13 protein-coding genes and 1 riboswitch are annotated in these 15,250 nt (G+C 71.9%); of the genes, 8 read left to right on the top strand and 5 right to left on the bottom strand.

From position 1 onward, the window contains the following. Nucleotides 1-245 precede the first annotated feature (245 nt). From FL311_RS31555 to FL311_RS31545, 3 genes are all read right to left on the bottom strand, one after another. Complete coding sequence (locus tag FL311_RS31555; protein WP_228557204.1) at nt 246-1,349, bottom strand: DUF4130 domain-containing protein; 1,104 nt, start codon at nt 1,347-1,349, stop codon at nt 246-248. Between the two features lie 88 nt (nt 1,350-1,437). Then, nucleotides 1,438-2,406, bottom strand: a complete 969-nt coding sequence (locus FL311_RS31550) for an FHA domain-containing protein (RefSeq protein ID WP_141331002.1) — start codon at nt 2,404-2,406, stop codon at nt 1,438-1,440. Next, nucleotides 2,394-3,734: a S1C family serine protease gene (locus FL311_RS31545; RefSeq protein WP_141331000.1), complete on the bottom strand. Its 1,341-nt coding sequence runs from the start codon at nt 3,732-3,734 to the stop codon at nt 2,394-2,396. Before FL311_RS31545 ends, FL311_RS31550 begins: the two co-directional genes overlap by 13 nt. Nucleotides 3,735-3,853: 119 nt before the next feature. Then, nucleotides 3,854-4,093: riboswitch (cobalamin riboswitch) on the top strand. A 125-nt stretch (nt 4,094-4,218) separates the two neighbouring features. On the opposite strand from FL311_RS31545, the gene FL311_RS31540 reads away from it, so the two are divergent. Continuing rightward, nucleotides 4,219-4,638, top strand: a complete 420-nt coding sequence (locus FL311_RS31540; RefSeq protein ID WP_228557203.1) for an acyl-CoA thioesterase — start codon at nt 4,219-4,221, stop codon at nt 4,636-4,638. A 165-nt stretch (nt 4,639-4,803) separates the two neighbouring features. Here the strand turns inward: FL311_RS31540 and FL311_RS31535 are convergent, their stop codons facing one another. After that, nucleotides 4,804-5,475, bottom strand: coding sequence for a hypothetical protein (locus tag FL311_RS31535; RefSeq protein ID WP_141330999.1), 672 nt, complete (start codon nt 5,473-5,475; stop codon nt 4,804-4,806). A gap of 187 nt (nt 5,476-5,662) precedes the next feature. Between FL311_RS31535 and FL311_RS31530 the strand changes: the two genes are divergently transcribed. The 7 genes from FL311_RS31530 (at nt 5,663) to FL311_RS31500 (ending at nt 14,625) form a co-directional block, all read left to right on the top strand. Beyond that, a complete protein-coding gene (locus FL311_RS31530) occupies nt 5,663-6,145 on the top strand; it encodes a hypothetical protein (protein WP_141330997.1) in 483 nt (160 codons plus the stop codon). A gap of 141 nt (nt 6,146-6,286) precedes the next feature. After that, nucleotides 6,287-7,384: a 6-phosphofructokinase gene (locus tag FL311_RS31525; RefSeq protein ID WP_141330995.1), complete on the top strand. Its 1,098-nt coding sequence runs from the start codon at nt 6,287-6,289 to the stop codon at nt 7,382-7,384. Between the two features lie 32 nt (nt 7,385-7,416). Then, nucleotides 7,417-9,450 carry a serine/threonine-protein kinase gene (locus FL311_RS31520; protein ID WP_141330994.1) on the top strand — a complete coding sequence of 678 codons (2,034 nt, stop codon included), beginning with the start codon at nt 7,417-7,419 and terminating at the stop codon, nt 9,448-9,450. Then, nucleotides 9,447-10,460 (top strand): tetratricopeptide repeat protein, encoded by a 1,014-nt coding sequence (locus FL311_RS31515; RefSeq protein WP_141330992.1) that lies wholly within the window; start codon nt 9,447-9,449, stop codon nt 10,458-10,460. Before FL311_RS31520 ends, FL311_RS31515 begins: the two co-directional genes overlap by 4 nt. Before the next feature lie 30 nt (nt 10,461-10,490). Next, nucleotides 10,491-12,386, top strand: coding sequence for a sigma 54-interacting transcriptional regulator (locus tag FL311_RS31510; RefSeq protein ID WP_141330990.1), 1,896 nt, complete (start codon nt 10,491-10,493; stop codon nt 12,384-12,386). Nucleotides 12,387-12,466: 80 nt separating this feature from the next. Further along, on the top strand, nt 12,467-13,000 hold the full coding sequence (locus FL311_RS31505; protein ID WP_141331004.1) for a hypothetical protein: 534 nt from the start codon (nt 12,467-12,469) through the stop codon (nt 12,998-13,000). Beyond that, nucleotides 12,997-14,625 (top strand): carboxypeptidase-like regulatory domain-containing protein, encoded by a 1,629-nt coding sequence (locus tag FL311_RS31500; RefSeq protein WP_194869436.1) that lies wholly within the window; start codon nt 12,997-12,999, stop codon nt 14,623-14,625. The genes FL311_RS31505 and FL311_RS31500 overlap by 4 nt, the downstream gene beginning before the upstream one ends. Before the next feature lie 7 nt (nt 14,626-14,632). Here the strand turns inward: FL311_RS31500 and FL311_RS31495 are convergent, their stop codons facing one another. Continuing rightward, a complete protein-coding gene (locus FL311_RS31495) occupies nt 14,633-15,148 on the bottom strand; it encodes a hypothetical protein (RefSeq protein WP_194869435.1) in 516 nt (171 codons plus the stop codon). Between the last annotated feature and the right edge of the window lie 102 nt (nt 15,149-15,250).

Genomic DNA, 15,250 nt, shown 5'->3' with positions numbered 1-15,250 from the left:
AAAGACAGTATCCGCGTGCGGTGAAAATCAAGATGAGCAGCTACCCACGGAAACGCCCTCGCCCGGTCCGTCGAGCACGCTCCCTCGGCCCCCTACGTCGCGTCCGTCCCTAAAGTGAACGGCATTGAGGCTAGCACCGCGCTCACGCGCCCGGCTGCAGTGCCCTCCGGAAGGCAATCATCCAGGAGCCCTGTCGATATGGAGGGCGGCTTCGCGCGTTGTCGAGGCCGCCCGCGTGCGCCCGCTCAGGAGCCCAGGGCCTCCGGGCTCTTCAGCCACTGCGCCGCGGCGCGCACGTCCGCCTCGAAGTGGATGCGGGCCTCCGCGCGCTCGCGAGGGTCCTGCCGACGCAGCACGTCCCATGGCGCGAAGGTGGCCAGCGCGCCGGGAGCCCATTCGGAGGGCACCAGCCGCCCCCGCCCCACGTCCAGCCGGAAGCCCGGTCCCAGCAGCACCTGCCCCGCGGCGCCGCCCAACGCGAGCAGCAGCCGGGGACGCACCCGCGCCGCCTCCGAGGCCAGCTCCTCCCGCAGGGCCCGGGTCTCCGGCCAGTTGAGCGCGCCCGAGCGACGCCCCGGCCAGCGGGCCCGGGACACCCGCAGGTCCGAGGTCCGCAGCCCCGCGCGCGAGAGGACCAGTTCCAGCAGCCGACCCGAGGGCCCCACGAAGCACGCCGCGTCTCCCTCCTCCCGGGTGCCGGGCACGTCCCCCAGCAGCAACACCCGCGGCCGCGAGGGACCCGGGTCCGGTGAAACGGCGGTTGCCGGGGAGGGCCCGGGCTCCGTGAACGCGTGCCCCGCGCCGAAGGACAGCCGCGCCCGGTCCCAATGCGCGCTGGCGTCCGGCGTGAAGAGGCTCCAGTGGAGCGAGGGGAAGCGCCCCACGAGGAAGGGCGCGGCCAGCCGGACGACGAGGTGCTCCGGCCGGTACCACGCGACATGGCGCGCCTCTCCATCCGAGGCGGCGCGATGGAACCGGACGCGAATCACCAGCTCCCGCAGGTCCCGCCGCACCGCGCGCTCCATGCGCCGCAGCCGCTGGACGTCCCGGTCCGCGTCCTTCTCCAGGAGGCGCCGCTCACCGTGCGTCAGCCGCCACAGCACGCGGTACAGCAGCGCGAAGCGCTCCGCGTCCCGGTGACAGACCACCTTCTCCGCCAGGGACAGGAAGTCCGCGGGCAGCGCCGGGACCGACCGGGCGCCACCGCCGGACAGGAGCGGGTCCACCCACTGCGTCCACGCCTCCTGCCCCTGTTCGAACTCCACCCGGTCCGGAGGCATGCCGCGCACCAACAACCCACGCGCCACCTCCCGGAACGACGACAGCTCCGGCGCCACGCTCACTCGCACCTGGACCTCCTGGTCGCTCAACCCCCCGAGCGACGCAGGCTACCTTCCAGGTCTGACACCACCATCCCACCCGGGACGTCGCCGAGCGCTACTCCTCCTTGGCGAGCGCGTCCACCTGCTCCTGGAGCCCGTCCAGGTCCTCGAAGAAGGACTCCACGGGCTGGGCGCGGGCCACCCGGAAGACGGGCGGCAGCAGCGTGCGGGAGAAGTCCAGCGACGTGCTGAAGGGCTCGTTGCCCAGCAAATCATTCGCCCGCGACACGGCGCCGAAGGCCAGCGTCACCACGACGAGCACCCGCACCAGCCGCGCCGGCTCCCACCGCGCCACATAACGCAGGTGCCAGAAGAGCCCCCAGCCCATGAGGAGCAGGAACGTCGCGTGGTACACCCAGGAGAGGCTCGCGCCCAGGCCCAGGCTGAAGCCCAGCGCGGCCACCAGCAGCGGCAGCGCCACGGCGCCCAGGAGCACCAGCGCGCCGATGGTCGCGTGCGCGCGGTAGTGGAAGTGGCGACGGGAGATGCGGCTGGCCACCGCCCAGCCTCCGGCCCACAGGAGCGTGAGCGTCAGGGGCATCACCAGGGCCACCGTGAGCTCGCCCCAGTCCGTGCGCGCGTAGTTACCCAGGTAGGACGCCAGCGCGCTGAACAGCAGCAGGGACAGCATCGCCACGGGGAAGGCGCGCGGGTGCTCGAACACGCGCTCGCGGGGCTCGCCGGACACGGTGCTCACCACCGTGGGCGCCACCGCGTGGTTGCGGGCCCGGAAGCGCAGCACCGTGTCCCCCACCGCCACGCGGGTGTCGGGCGCCAGCTCCAGCTCCGCCAGCTGCGTCCAGGGCTGCACGCGCCAGGTGCCGTTGTCGCTGCCGACGTCGCGCAGCACGAGCGCGCCGTCCTCGCGGCGGTCGATGCGCAGGTGCTCGGCGGAGACCTTCGGGTCATCCAGGATGACGTCGTTCGAGTACGCGCGGCCCACCGTGGCCGGGAAGCGCTCCAGCCGGTGACGCGTGTGGACGGAGTCACCCTCCAACACCTCCAGGAAGATCACTTCGTCCACGACAGCCCCTCCAGGTAGCGGCGCGCCAGCTTGCGCGCGTTGTCCGCCGTGAAGCCGCCCAGCGTGAGGCTGGTGTCCACCCCGCTGGTGCTGGCGTTGAGCGCGGCGGCGCGTAGCACCAGGTCATAGAGCCCCGGGAAGCGCTTGTACGCGCGCAGGCACATGGCCGCGCGCACGGGCAGCCCGCCCACGTCCACGAACTCGGATTTGCACCGGAAGTTGGTGACGTCCTCGCGCGAGGCCTCCACCGTGTCGGGGTCCTGCGAGAACAGCGCGGTGTAGAGCGCGGAGAAGCGCAGCGCGCCCAGCTCCTGACTGGAGGCCTGCTGATGCAGGAAGGCCACCACGCCGGTGCGGTGCCGCGAGGACAGGTAGATGTCCTCCTCGGACGAGCACTGGTAGTTCGTCACGGTGTACGGCACCTCCGGGTCGTGCGGCGTGTCACCCCAGCACTTGAGGAAGGGAATCCACCGCCCCGGGACGTGGTAGCTGCCCAGGGTCTGCTTCGGCAGCGAGGCCGCGAGCATCTGCTCGGTGAGCCGCTGCTGGTTCTCGATGAGCTGCGCGCGCACCGTCTCCAGCAGCGCGGGCGTCGCGTCCGGCGCCATCTTCAGCGCCCGGCCGAGCAGCGTCCTCGCGCGGTGCACCGGCACCAGGAAGCCCAGCTGGTTGCCCATGGTGGCCACGTTGACGCCCACCACCGTGCCCTGCCCCGTCAGCGTCGGGCCGCCGCTCATGCCCGGGTTGATGGCGCCGCTGAAGTGCAGGCGCTCGTAGAGCGAGTCCTGGATGAAGCCGTTGTACGTGCCCTCGACGATGGTGGTGCCCAGGTCATGGGGGTTGCCCATGGCGAACAGGCGCGCGCCCTGGGGCGGCTCGCGGTCCTCCAGGACGAAGAAGTCCTTCACCGGCTCGTCCATGCGGATGACGGCCAGGTCGTGCACCACGTCCACGTCCACCAGGCGCGCGGGCACGGGCTCCCCGCCGGTGCGCAGCACGAGCTGCGCGGTGTAGTCCTCCGGGTGGAGCACCACGTCGGAGACCACGTGGTAGTTGGTGATGGCGTACCCGTCGCCCGAGACGAAGAAGGCGGAGCCGATGGACGAGCGCGTGCCCGAGCGGCGCTCGATGATGCGCACCTGGGCGACGCGGTTCTGGATGCGCTGGAAGAGCTCGTGGGTGGCCGGGGGCAGCACGGCCGGAGGCGGCTCGGGCGCGGGAGCGGGCACGACGTCGGGTTGGCTTCGGACGGCGGAGGGCGCGCCCGGTTCCGATGGGGCGACGGCCGGCGCCTGCCCCAGCACGGCGACGAGGAGGAAGACGAACATGGATGCCGCGCACGCTATCCCAGCGCCGCGCGCGCGGGGGTACCGAGTGGCGGGGGCATGAGGCCTCCGGTGCGCTCGTCGACCCACCTGCCCTGTTGGCGGCGCGCCGGGCAGCGGGTAGGGTCCGCCCCGCCCGAGGTGCCTCGTGGGGGTCCACGAGGTTTAGCAAGGGAATCCGGTGTGAATCCGGAGCTGCCCCGCAGCGGTCAGTGGGAACGAACGCCGTCGAACACACTGGTCCTCGGCAGGCGAGGGCTGGGAAGGGACGGCGCCTAGGACGCCAGCACGCGCCGCGATGAGGGGCGGGTGGTGGGAAGGCCCACGGAGCCCGAAAACCTGCCTCGAGCCCATCTGGGACGCGGACAGCGCCCCGGGTGGCGCTTCGCCCCCGACCTTCGCGGGAAGGTCAGGCCATCCATCGCGGCCCACCGCCGCCCTCGGAGGTCTTCATGTCCGGGGAGGCCCGTGGGCCAGGAGTCCGTCCATGAGTCACATGCAGCCGTCCCGCCCCTCCTCCGCCACCGAGACGCGGATGGTGGACATGGTGTTCCCGGATCAGACCAACCACTACGGCACCCTCTTCGGAGGTCAGGCCCTGAGGTGGATGGACATGTCCGCGTTCATCACCGCCAGCCGCTACACGCGCCGCACCGTCGTCACCGCGTCCAGCGAGCGCGTGGACTTCCACATGCCCGTGCAGCAGGGGCAGCTCGTCGAGCTGGTCAGCCGTGTGACGGCGACGGGCCGCACCTCCGTCACCGTGGACGTGGAGATGTTCGCCGAGGACCTGCTCACGGGCGCGCGGGAGCTGTGCACGCGCGGGCGCTTCGTGCTCGTGGCGCTGGATGAGCACCGCAAGCCCACCGCCGTGCCCCCGCTCTTGCCCGAGCCGGGTGCGCAGTGACGTGAAGCACTGAGACGCAATGCGCGCCGGAGCCGGCTCCTCGGGCTCTGGCGCGATCTTCACGAGGTGGCATCACGCGAGGCACGCGTGGATTCGCCTCGTCTCCGAAGCGGCCCGCTCGCGGCACCCTCCAGTGGACTCACCCGGGCGCGAGCCGCGTGGCGGTCACGCCTCGGAGGCCCTCCGCCCCGCGCGCCCCCGGCGCCACGCCGCGTAGGACGCCACCAGCGCACCGGCCAGCGCCCCCGCGAGCGCGCCCAGCAAGCGCCGGGGCACCACGCCGGGCGTCGTCGTCGGCTCCAGTCGGAACGTCTCCAGGGAGGCCCGGACGCTCGGCGCCAGCACCTCCCAGCGCACCGCGGGCGCGCTCACCACCACCACCGCGTGCCGCCCCTCCGACGCGAGCCCCGCCACCAGCACCGTGCGCGTCTGCCCCGCGTCCCGCAGCGTCCCCAGCACCTCCACGCGCGGCGCATCGCCTCCAATCCGGTCCACCCGCTCCGGCGACAACACCACCCCCAGCTCCCGCTGGAAGTGCTGCATCACCGCCGACGCGAAGTCGTCGCGCTCGGAGGGGCTCGCGGAGAAGCCGCGCTCCACCACCGACACCAACATCGTCGCCGCCTCCGGGCCCTCGCCATCCGCGAGCGCCGCGGACAAGGCCCTCGGCGTCTCCGCGTCCAACGTCACCGCCCCCGCCACCGAGCCCGTGTACGGCTCCCACCGCACCATGTGGAACCCCTCGGGCGGACGCAGCACGTAGCCGTCGCGACGCAGCTCGGTGCCGAGCGCGCCCGACAACAACAACCACCCTCCTGCCACCCACGAGAGACTCACGCCGCGCAGCATAGGTCCCCTGTGCCCCGGACGCGGCCACTCGCGTGCCGGGCCGCATGAACCCATGGATACCCAGAAGACACGGCTTCACGGGCGCGGAGCCCGCCGGCCCGGCACACCGCGAAGTCAGCGCCCGGCGCGCCTTCGTTGTGACATCCCCGTCGGGCACGGGTAACCTCGCGCCGAGATGAATCCTGCAGCCCGGGTGGAGATGGAGGCTCGCGCCGACCGAGCGCTGCGCCGTGGAGAGCTGGTCGAGGCGCTCGACCTCTATGAGGCGCTCCTCCTGGCCTTCCCGGACGACGGCGCGCTCGCCGACAAGCTCGCCAACCTCCGCGAGTCCCTCCAACCCCTGGAGCTCCAGAAGCTGGAGGCCTCCCGACCGCCCGAGGAGCCGGAGCTCCCGCTCGGCCCCTCCTCACCCGCCCAGGAGGGTGAGCGCCTGTTCGCCCTGGGGGACTACGTGGGAGCAGCCGCCGCCTACCGCCGCGCCGTCCAGGAGCGCCCCGACAACGAGCTCTTCAAGGAGCGGCTGATCGAGGTCTACCGGATGGCGAAGGAGATGCCCCTACAATCTCCGACAGACAAGGCGCTGCCCAAGGCGCCCCAGCCCCGCCTGCAGGCCCTGCTGGACCGCGTCGCCTCTCGTCGCCGCCTCAAGCGGGACTGATGGAAGCTCGCGTTTCCACTCGGAAATCCGATCCGTGAGGTGATTCGCGCGTTGCACCCCGGCGCGGGGGCCTCCTATCATCAGGTCCGACGTCGCTGTCATGGTGGGCACCCCTGCCTCTGACACCCGCGTCCGACCCCTATGGCCCGTTCACTGAGACTCGGAGTCCTCACCGGTGGCGGAGACTGCCCCGGGCTCAACGCGCTCATCCGTGGCCTCGTCAAGCGGGGGACGCACGAGTTCGGCCACGAGTTCGTCGGCATCGAGAACGGCTACATGGGCCTGGTGGAGCCCGACCTGACGCGTCCCCTCACCGAGGAGGACACGCGCGGCATCCTCCCCAAGGGCGGCACCATCCTGGGCACGTCCAACCGCGCCAACCCGTTCATCTACGCCTTCAGGGAGGGTGAACGTTGGGTGGAGCGCGATGTGTCCGACGCCGTGCTGCGCCGCTGCGAGGCGCTGAAGCTCGACGGCGTCATCGCGGTGGGCGGCGACGGCACGCTGTCCATCGGCCACCGGCTCAGTGAGAAGGGCCTCAAGGTGGTGGGCTGTCCGAAGACCATCGACAACGACTTGAGCGGGACGGACCAGACGTTCGGCTTCGACACCGCGCGCCTCATCGTGACGGAGGCGTTGGATCGGCTGCACTCCACGGCGGAGGCGCATGACCGGGTGATGCTGGTGGAGATCATGGGCCGGCACGCGGGCTTCCTCACGCTCGAGAGCGGGCTTGCTGGCGGAGCGGACGTCATCCTCATCCCGGAGATTCCCTACCGGGTGGAGTCCATCGTGGAGAAGCTGCGCCGCAGGGCCACGCGCCGCCGCAGCTTCTCCATCATCGCCATCTCCGAGGGCGCCTTCCCCGTGGGCGGCACGCTGGCCGTGCTGGACAAGGCCGAGGACGTGCCCGGACGGGGCGTGGTGCGGCTGGGCGGCTCCGGCAAGGTGTGCGCGGACCTCCTGGCGCAGCACCTGGACGCGGAGATTCGCGTCAACGTGCTGGGCCACCTGCAGCGTGGCGGGAGCCCGAGCGCGGCGGACCGCGTGCTCGCCACGCGCTATGGTTGCAAGGTGCTGGACCTGGTGCGCGATGGACAGTGGGACCACATGGTGGCCCTGCGCGCCGGAGAGATTGTCGCGGTACCGCTGAGCGAGTCGCGCAAGGAGCGCCGGGTGGACCCTTCCGGCGAGCTGGTGCGCTTCGCGAAGAGCATGGGCATCAGCTTCGGGGACTGAGGGAGGGGGAAGGCACTTTCGCCGCACACGTCATGACGCTCGTCGGCCGCCATATCGGTCGCTATCGCATCCTCGAGCAGCTCGGCTCGGGGGGCATGAGCGTCGTGTACAAGGGGCTCGACACCGCCCTGGACCGTGAAGTGGCCGTGAAGGTGCTGCACCCCCACCTGGCGGGCAAGGACGAGTCGCGGCGGAGGCTCGCGCGCGAGGCCCGCGCGGTGGCCAAGCTGCACCACCCCAACATCCTGGAGGTGTTCGACTTCTCCGCCGCGGACGCGCAGGACGCGTTCATCGTCACCGAGTACATCCGCGGCCAGACGCTCAAGGCGGTGCTCGACGAGGGGCCCATGGATCCGCCGGAGCTGGCGGCCATGGTCATCCACGAGCTGGCCGCGGCGCTCACGCATGCGCACGAGGCGGGCGTCATCCATCGCGACCTGAAGCCCGAGAACGTCATGGTGCGCGAGGACGGCATCCTCAAGCTCATGGACTTCGGCATCGCGCGGCTGCTCGACATCGAGGAGCGGATGACGGTGACGGGCACGCTCGTGGGCTCGCCCGCGCACATGTCCCCCGAGATCATCGAGGGCCTGGAGGCCGGCCCCGAGGCGGACGTCTTCAGCGTGGGCATCATGTTCTACGCGGCCATGACGGGCCGGCTGCCCTTCTCCGCGCCCAACACCACGGCCACGCTCAAGCGCATCCTCGACGGCGACTACGAGGACCCGCGCCGCCGCGTCCCGTGTCTGTCGGATGAGCTGGCGGACATCTGCGCCCGCTGTCTCCAGAGGGACCCGAACCAGCGTTACCCGGACGCTGGCAAGCTGCGCGACGCGCTCGCGGACTACCTTGCGGGCCTGGGCTTCGCCCGCGTGGGCGAGGAGCTGGTGTCGTTCTTCGCCGACCCGCCGTCGTACCGGAAGCTCGCGCGCCAGCGCATCGTCGCGTCGCTGCTGGAGCGCGGTGAGCGGCTGCTCGCGGAGAAGCGCACGCCGCGCGCGCTCGGCTGCCTCAACCAGGTGCTGGCGCTGGACGCGCAGAACGCGCGGGCGCTGGGGCTGCTCAAGGGCATCCAGCGGGCGCAGCGCGCGCGGAAGTGGCGACGGCGTGGCATCCGGCTCGCGGTGGGGCTCGCGTCCCTCACGGCCGTGAGCCTCGGCGGCTACAAGCTGTACCACGCGCCCGCCGACGCCGCGTTCCATCCGCCCGAGGCGAGCACGCCCTCCACGCCCCCGTCCATGACGTCCGGAGGCCGCGAGCCGAGCGGCCCCGAGGCGACGGCGCCCTCCTCCACCGACCCGACCGGGGCTGGGCCCGCCGCGCCCACGGACACCGGCGTGGCCCCCGGCGCGCTGCCGCGAGCCCCCGAGGGTCCAGGCACACGCACGCCGTCGCCCCGGAGCGAGGGCTCGCGCGGCATGGCGTCGAAGAGCTCGCCCACCGAGGCGCCGGGCCCCCGCGCCGACGCGCTGTCCCTGGTCCCGGGCGGGCCCTCCCCGCGCACGGGCGGTCCGCGCGCGGTGGGCGGTGCACCTCGCGCCGCGGACGATGCGCGCGCGGCGGGAGGCCCTGGTGAGGAGCGCGTCGCCGGACGGCAGCCGGGGTCGAAGAAGGTCTTCGCCACCATCCTCGTGCGGCCCTTCGGGGTCATCCGCGTGGGCGACGGCGCGCCGAGCGCCCAGGCCCTGTCGAAGCACGACGTGGAGCTGTCCCCGGGGCGCCACACCGTCACCATCTCCTGCGACTACTGCCTGGACGTGAAGGAGGACATCGAGGTCCAGTCCGACGGCGAGAACCGCTTCCACCTGGGGGCCCAGCCCAAGCCGTCGCCGCTCTCGCTCGAGTACACGCCCGCCGAGGCCACCGTGCGCGTGGGCGACCAGGTGCGCACCGCGCGCGACAGCGTCCAGCACCCGTTCGAGATTCGCGCGCCGCGCGGCCCCGCGGGCTTCCTCCACACCGTCGCGGTGGAGATCTCCCACCCCGGCTACAAGACGGAGCGCCGCGTCGTGCAGCTGCGCCCGGGAGAGCCGACGCTCGTGGCCGGGAGCCTGTCCCCCGAATGAACCGTGGGCTCGCGCTCATCTCGCTCTGGCTCGTGCTAGGGACGCCAGCCGCCTCGCTCGCGCAGGAGGACACCGGGGACCCGGAGGTCACGGCCCTGCGCGCCAGCTTCGAGTACGGCAAGTACGCCGAGGTCCTGGACCGCGCCGGCGCGCGCATCGACCGGGGCGGGCTGGGCGAGGACGAGCTGGTGGAGCTGCACAAGCTGGCGGGCCTGGCCGCGTTCAACCTGGGCCGCACGGAGGAGGCCTCGCGCCACCTGCGCGCCCTGCTCCGGTTGGACCCCGACTTCAGCCTGGACCCGTTCGTCGTCCCGCCCCCCGCGGTGGCCTTCCTGGAGGGCATCAAGGACGACATGACCAACGAGCTGGAGTTCCTGCGTCAGGAGCGCCGGCTGCGCCAGGAGCGCGAGAAGGCGGAGACCGAGCGCCGCGAGCGCGAGCGCGTGGAGGCGGAGGTGCTGCGCCGCCGCGCCGAGGAGCTGGCCAGCCAGGTCAACGTGCGCACCGTGGAGAAGCGCAACTTCCTGGTCAACTTCGTCCCCTTCGGCGCGGGCCAGTTCCAGCAGGGCCGCAACAGCCTGGGCATCGTCTTCGCCGCCACCGAGGGTGTGCTCGCGGTGACGAGCGTCATCTCCTACTTCGCCTACGAGTCGCTCTTCGAGGAGCGCACGCTCGAGCTGGACAACGTGCTCGATGACGACGGCAAGGCCTCCATCACCATCCGCTTCATCCCCACCAGCCGCGAGCGCCAGCGAGACACCTGGCAGCTGCTCAAGCTGGCCTCGGCCGCGGGCTTCTACACCATCTACGCCCTGGGCGTGGTGGACGCGCTGTACCACCACGAGGACCAGGTGGTGCGCACCACCGTGGAGACGCGCGAGCCTCCGGCGCGAACCACGCCGCGCTCCGAGGTCCTGACTCCCCGCGCCACCCCGCCGCGCACCACCGCGCGCGTGGGCGTGTACCCCACCTCCGGCGGCGGCGGCGTCGCCCTGTCCCTCACCTTCTGAGCCCCTCAACCTCCAGGTATGTGAAGCCCTATGGCCAGCCTCACCGTCCGCAGTCCTGATGGCAAGGTCCGCGAGATCGCCCTGCACAAGCGCATCACCAGCATCGGCCGCAGCGCGGACAACGACATCGCGCTCGACGACCCCGGTGTCCCCGACAGCGCCCTGCACGTCACCTTCGACGGCACGCGCTACGAGGTGGGCACCCTGGGCGCCACCGTGCAGGTCAACGGCAAGAAGCGCGACACCCACGCGCTCGCCACCGGCGACGTGCTGCGCGTGGGCAACACGGAGCTGAAGTTCTCCCGCGAGGACGCCCCGCGCGCGCCCCCGCCCTCCACGCTCGCCCCGGCGCAGCGCGAGGCGCCGGCGACCAGGGACACGTCGGACTCGCACACCACGGAGCTGCCCGGGGTGCCCGGCCGCGAGCTGGCCATGCTGCGCCGGCTCACCGCCTTCAGCGAGCGGCTGCTGGCGCTCTACGACGTGGAGCGCATCCTCGAGAGCCTGATGGACGAGGCCATCGAGGTGACGCGCGCCGACAAGGGCTTCCTCATCCTGATGGAGAGCGGAGACCCGCGCGTGAAGGTGGCGCGCAACGTGGCGCGCGAGAACATCGAGGACGCGGTGGAGAAGCTGTCCGACTCCATCATCGCCAAGGTGGTCAAGGAGCAGCGGCCCCTCATCGTCGCGGACGCGGTGGACGCCCCCGAGTTCAAGGCCAGCGAGTCCGTGGTCAACCTGCGCGTGCACTCGGTCATGTGCGTGCCGCTGATGCACAAGGGCGACCTGTTCGGCGTCATCTACGTGGGCAACGACCGGCTGGTGAACCGGTTCGAGCCCAAGAGCGCGGACATGCTCACCATCTTCGCGGCGCAGGCGTCGCTCGTCCTGCAGAACGCGATGCTGGTCAACGACCTCAAGCTGGACAACACGGAGCTGCGCCGCAAGCTGGAGGACCAGCGCTACGGCGACATCGTGGGCGCCTGTCAGGGCATGCGCGACGTCTACAAGCGCATCGACAAAATCGCGCCCACGGACATCTCCGTGCTCATCACCGGCGAGACGGGCACGGGCAAGGAGCTCATCGCCCGGGAGATCCACCGCCGCTCGCCGCGCCTGAAGGGCCCGTTCATCACCATCAACTGCGGCGCCATCCCGGAGAACCTCCTGGAGAGCGAGCTGTTCGGCCACGTGAAGGGCGCCTTCACCGGCGCGGTGGCCACCAAGGCGGGCAAGTTCCAGGCGGCCATCGGCGGCACGCTCTTCCTGGACGAGATTGGCGAGATGCCGCTGCAGCTCCAGGTGAAGCTCCTGCGCGCGCTCCAGGAGAAGATCGTCTACAAGGTCGGCGACAACCGGGGCGAGCCGGTGGACATCCGCGTCGTCGCCGCGACCAATAAAATCCTCGAGGACGAGGTGAAGCGGAACACCTTCCGCGAGGACCTCTACTACCGCCTCAACGTCGTCACGCTGAAGCTGCCCCCGCTGCGCGAGCGCGGCGAGGACGTGGTGGTGCTGGGCCGGTTCTTCCTCCAGAAGTACTCGCGCGAGTTCAGCTCCCGGGCCAAGGGCTTCACCCCGTCCGCCGCGGTGGCCATGAAGAAGTACGGCTGGCCGGGCAACATCCGGGAGCTGGAGAACCGCATCAAGAAGGCCGTCGTGCTGTCGGACAAGCCGCTGCTGGGGCCGGACGACCTGGACCTCAAGCCGGAGAACCTGGACCCCATCATGCCGCTGCTCCAGGCCAAGGAAGAGTTCCAGAAGCGTTACATCAACGAAGTGCTGGCGCGGAACAACGGCAACCGGACCAAGACGGCCAAGGACCTGGGCGTGGACCCTCGCACCATCTTCCGGCACCTGGAGAAGCTGGAGGCGGAGAAGACCGGCCGGCCGCTGCCCCCCGAGGAGGGCGAGGAGCTGCTCTGACGGCGGCGCCCGACACACCGCGGATGGATTCGACGACGGCGCGAGCCCCCAGGGACAGGCCTCCCGGCCAGGGACGGGCGATGTGTGTCCTGGCCTCGGCCCTGGGCCTGCTGCTCGTCGGCTGTCTGTTGCCCCAGGACGACACCCTGCTCGACGACGTGCCCCGGTTCATGAACCGCTCGCCGCGCATCATCGAGTCGCTGGTGCTGCCCGAGGAGCGCATCATCCGGGACTTCGGCGCCACGCGGTGCGAGCTGACGTTCGAGGTCGCCGTGGAGGACCCGGACGTCGATGACCGCATCAAGGTGCACTGGTTCATCGACTACAACCCGCAGGACCCGCGCGGGCCCTACCGGGAGATCGCCCTCACCAACAACGGCGAGGCGCGCCGGCCGGACCGGGGCACGCTGCGCATCAACCTGGCCTCCGCGAACTCGGAGCTGAGCGCGCCGGGTCAGCACCTGGTGGAGGCCCTGGTGAGCGACGCGGAGCTGACGGACCGGCAGCCCGAGTCGCGCGTGGTGAACCTGCCCGACGGCGGCACCATCATCGACCCGGGCTTCGTCATCAGCTACACCTGGGTGGTGAACACGGTGCAGGGAGACTGCCGATGACCCGCGCTCCCGCCCGGCTCCTGGCCGCGCTGGTGCTGCTGTCCGGCAACACCCGCTGCGCCCTCTTGGACGAGCCCCCGGCGGACTCGCTCCTCGTCTGCACCTCCGACGCGGACTGCTCCGCCAACGAGACCTGCTTCGTCGACGGCTGCGGAGACCCGGGCCAGGACATCGTGGTGGAGGTGACGCCCAACCCGGCGCTGGGCCTGTACGCCCAGGACTTCCCGGTGGGGCGCCTGCGCGCCGAGCAGAACCTGCAGCTCTTCGGCGAGGCGTCCGTGCGGGGCCTGGTGACGCGCGCCACGGTGACGCCGCCCGCGCCGTCGAGCAGCGCCACCCGCCCCTATTCGGATCCGCTCTTCGTGCGCGCCGTCGGCACCAGCGCCCTCATCCCGGGCGTGGCCCGCTACCACCAGGCGTTGCTCGTGCCCGACAACGGGCAGTGGACGCTCCCCGTCGCCAGCGGCCAGTACGCGGTGACGCTGCTGGCCGAGGACCCGGACGTGCCGCCCGTGACGAACACCGGCACCGTGTCCCCGGGCGAGACACTCGCGATGCAGTGGCTGCTGCCCGCCGCCAACGCCGTCGTGCGGGTGCAGGGCCAGGTGGCGCTCCATGATGGCGCCCCCGTCCCCGCGGGGCTCGCGGTGGAGGCCCTGGACGCCCAGCTGCGTCCGCTGTCCCAGCGCATCCCGGTGACGGCCTCCACCGGGGCCTTCTCGCTGGCGCTGGCCCCGGAGGCCGCCAGCGCCAGCACCGTGCTCCTCCGGGTGACGGCGCTGCACGACGACGCGCTCATCCCCCAGCAGACCTTCCCCGTGGACCTCACGGCTCCGGTGGAGCTGGAGCTGGGAGACTTCGGCGCGCCGGTGCGCGTGACGGGCCGCGTGGTGGCGCTGGATGGCCGCCCCGTCGCCTCCGCCACCGTGTCGCTCCAGGGGCGCGTGAGCGGAGGCGGCACCTTCGCGAGCCCCCTGGCCACCACGGACCCGGAGGGCCGCTTCGAGCTGCGCTCACTGCCCAGCCCCGCCGAGGCGCCCCTGGAGCTGGTGGTGGTGCCGCCGCCCGGCGCCGCCTCCGGGCTCACCATCACCAACGCGGTGGTGCCGCGCACGGACACGGTGCTGCCGGACGTGGTCTGCGCCGAGCGACGCCTGGTGCGCGGCCTGCTGCGGTTGCCGGATGACACGACGCCCGCGGCCGGCGTGCGCCTGGTGGTGGAGCCCGTGGACACCGTCTCGGGGCGACGGCTGCCGCCCGACCTGGCCACGGAGACGATCACGGACGGCAACGGCGAATACACGCTGCGGTTGGACCCCGCGCTGTACCGGCTGGACGCCGTGCCCGGGGAGAACCTGCCGCGCATCGCCCGCTTCGTCTCCGTGGTGCCCGGCGGCGACGGCGTCGAGCAGGCGGTGTCCACCTTCTCCCTCCAGCGCGGGCGCACGCTGCGCGGACGCGCGCTGTCCTTCGCTCGCGAGCCGGGTGTGCCCCCGGGCCTGGCCTTCGCGTCCATCCGCTTCTACCGGGTGGTGAACGTGGAGGGCCGTCCCACCTCGGTGCTGCTGGCCCAGTCCGTGACGGACACGCTGGGCCGCTACACGGCGCTGCTGCCCATCCGCTGAAGGCCGCTCAGGGCGCCGAGGACTTCGCCGAGGGGCTCGCGCTCGCCGCCTTGAAGGCCGCGTGGAACGAGTCCACCGTGCCGCCCACCTCGTCCGCGTACTGCACCGCGTGCGTGGTGTAGAGGTCCAGCACCGCCTCCAGCCGGCGGTACACGGTGCGCAGCGGGGCGCGCTCGCGCGTCTGCAGATCACACTGGGACTCGCGCTCACGCAGCCGCGTCAGCCACTCGGTGCGAAAGCGCATCCATTCCTGGTCCACGTCGCGCGCGGGCGACACGCGCACCAGCTTCTCGCGGCCCAGCTCCAGCTCGTCCCACAGCGCGCGGGCGCCGGCCAGACACTCCGGGAAGCCGAGCGTCACGGTGGCGGGCGGCAGCTTCTCCGGCGTCATGGCCGCCACCGAGCGGCTCACGTTCACGATGATCCACACCGAGAACAGCGAGGTGAGCGCGATGTAGAGCCCATACGCGGCACCACGGTAGCGGCGGAAGCGAGGGTCTTTGCGGGGGTCGGGAGCGGACACGGGGTCCAGGTCTTACGACCGTGGACCCCGCGTGGCAACGCTTCCGTGGTCTCCCCACCCGGCTGAGCGGGCGGGGGTGCGGCCGGGGCTACTGACCGGCGG

Source organism: Myxococcus sp. AB025B (assembly GCF_006518215.1).
Lineage (GTDB): Bacteria > Myxococcota > Myxococcia > Myxococcales > Myxococcaceae > Myxococcus > Myxococcus fulvus.
This window is presented reverse-complemented; position numbering and strand designations above follow the sequence as displayed.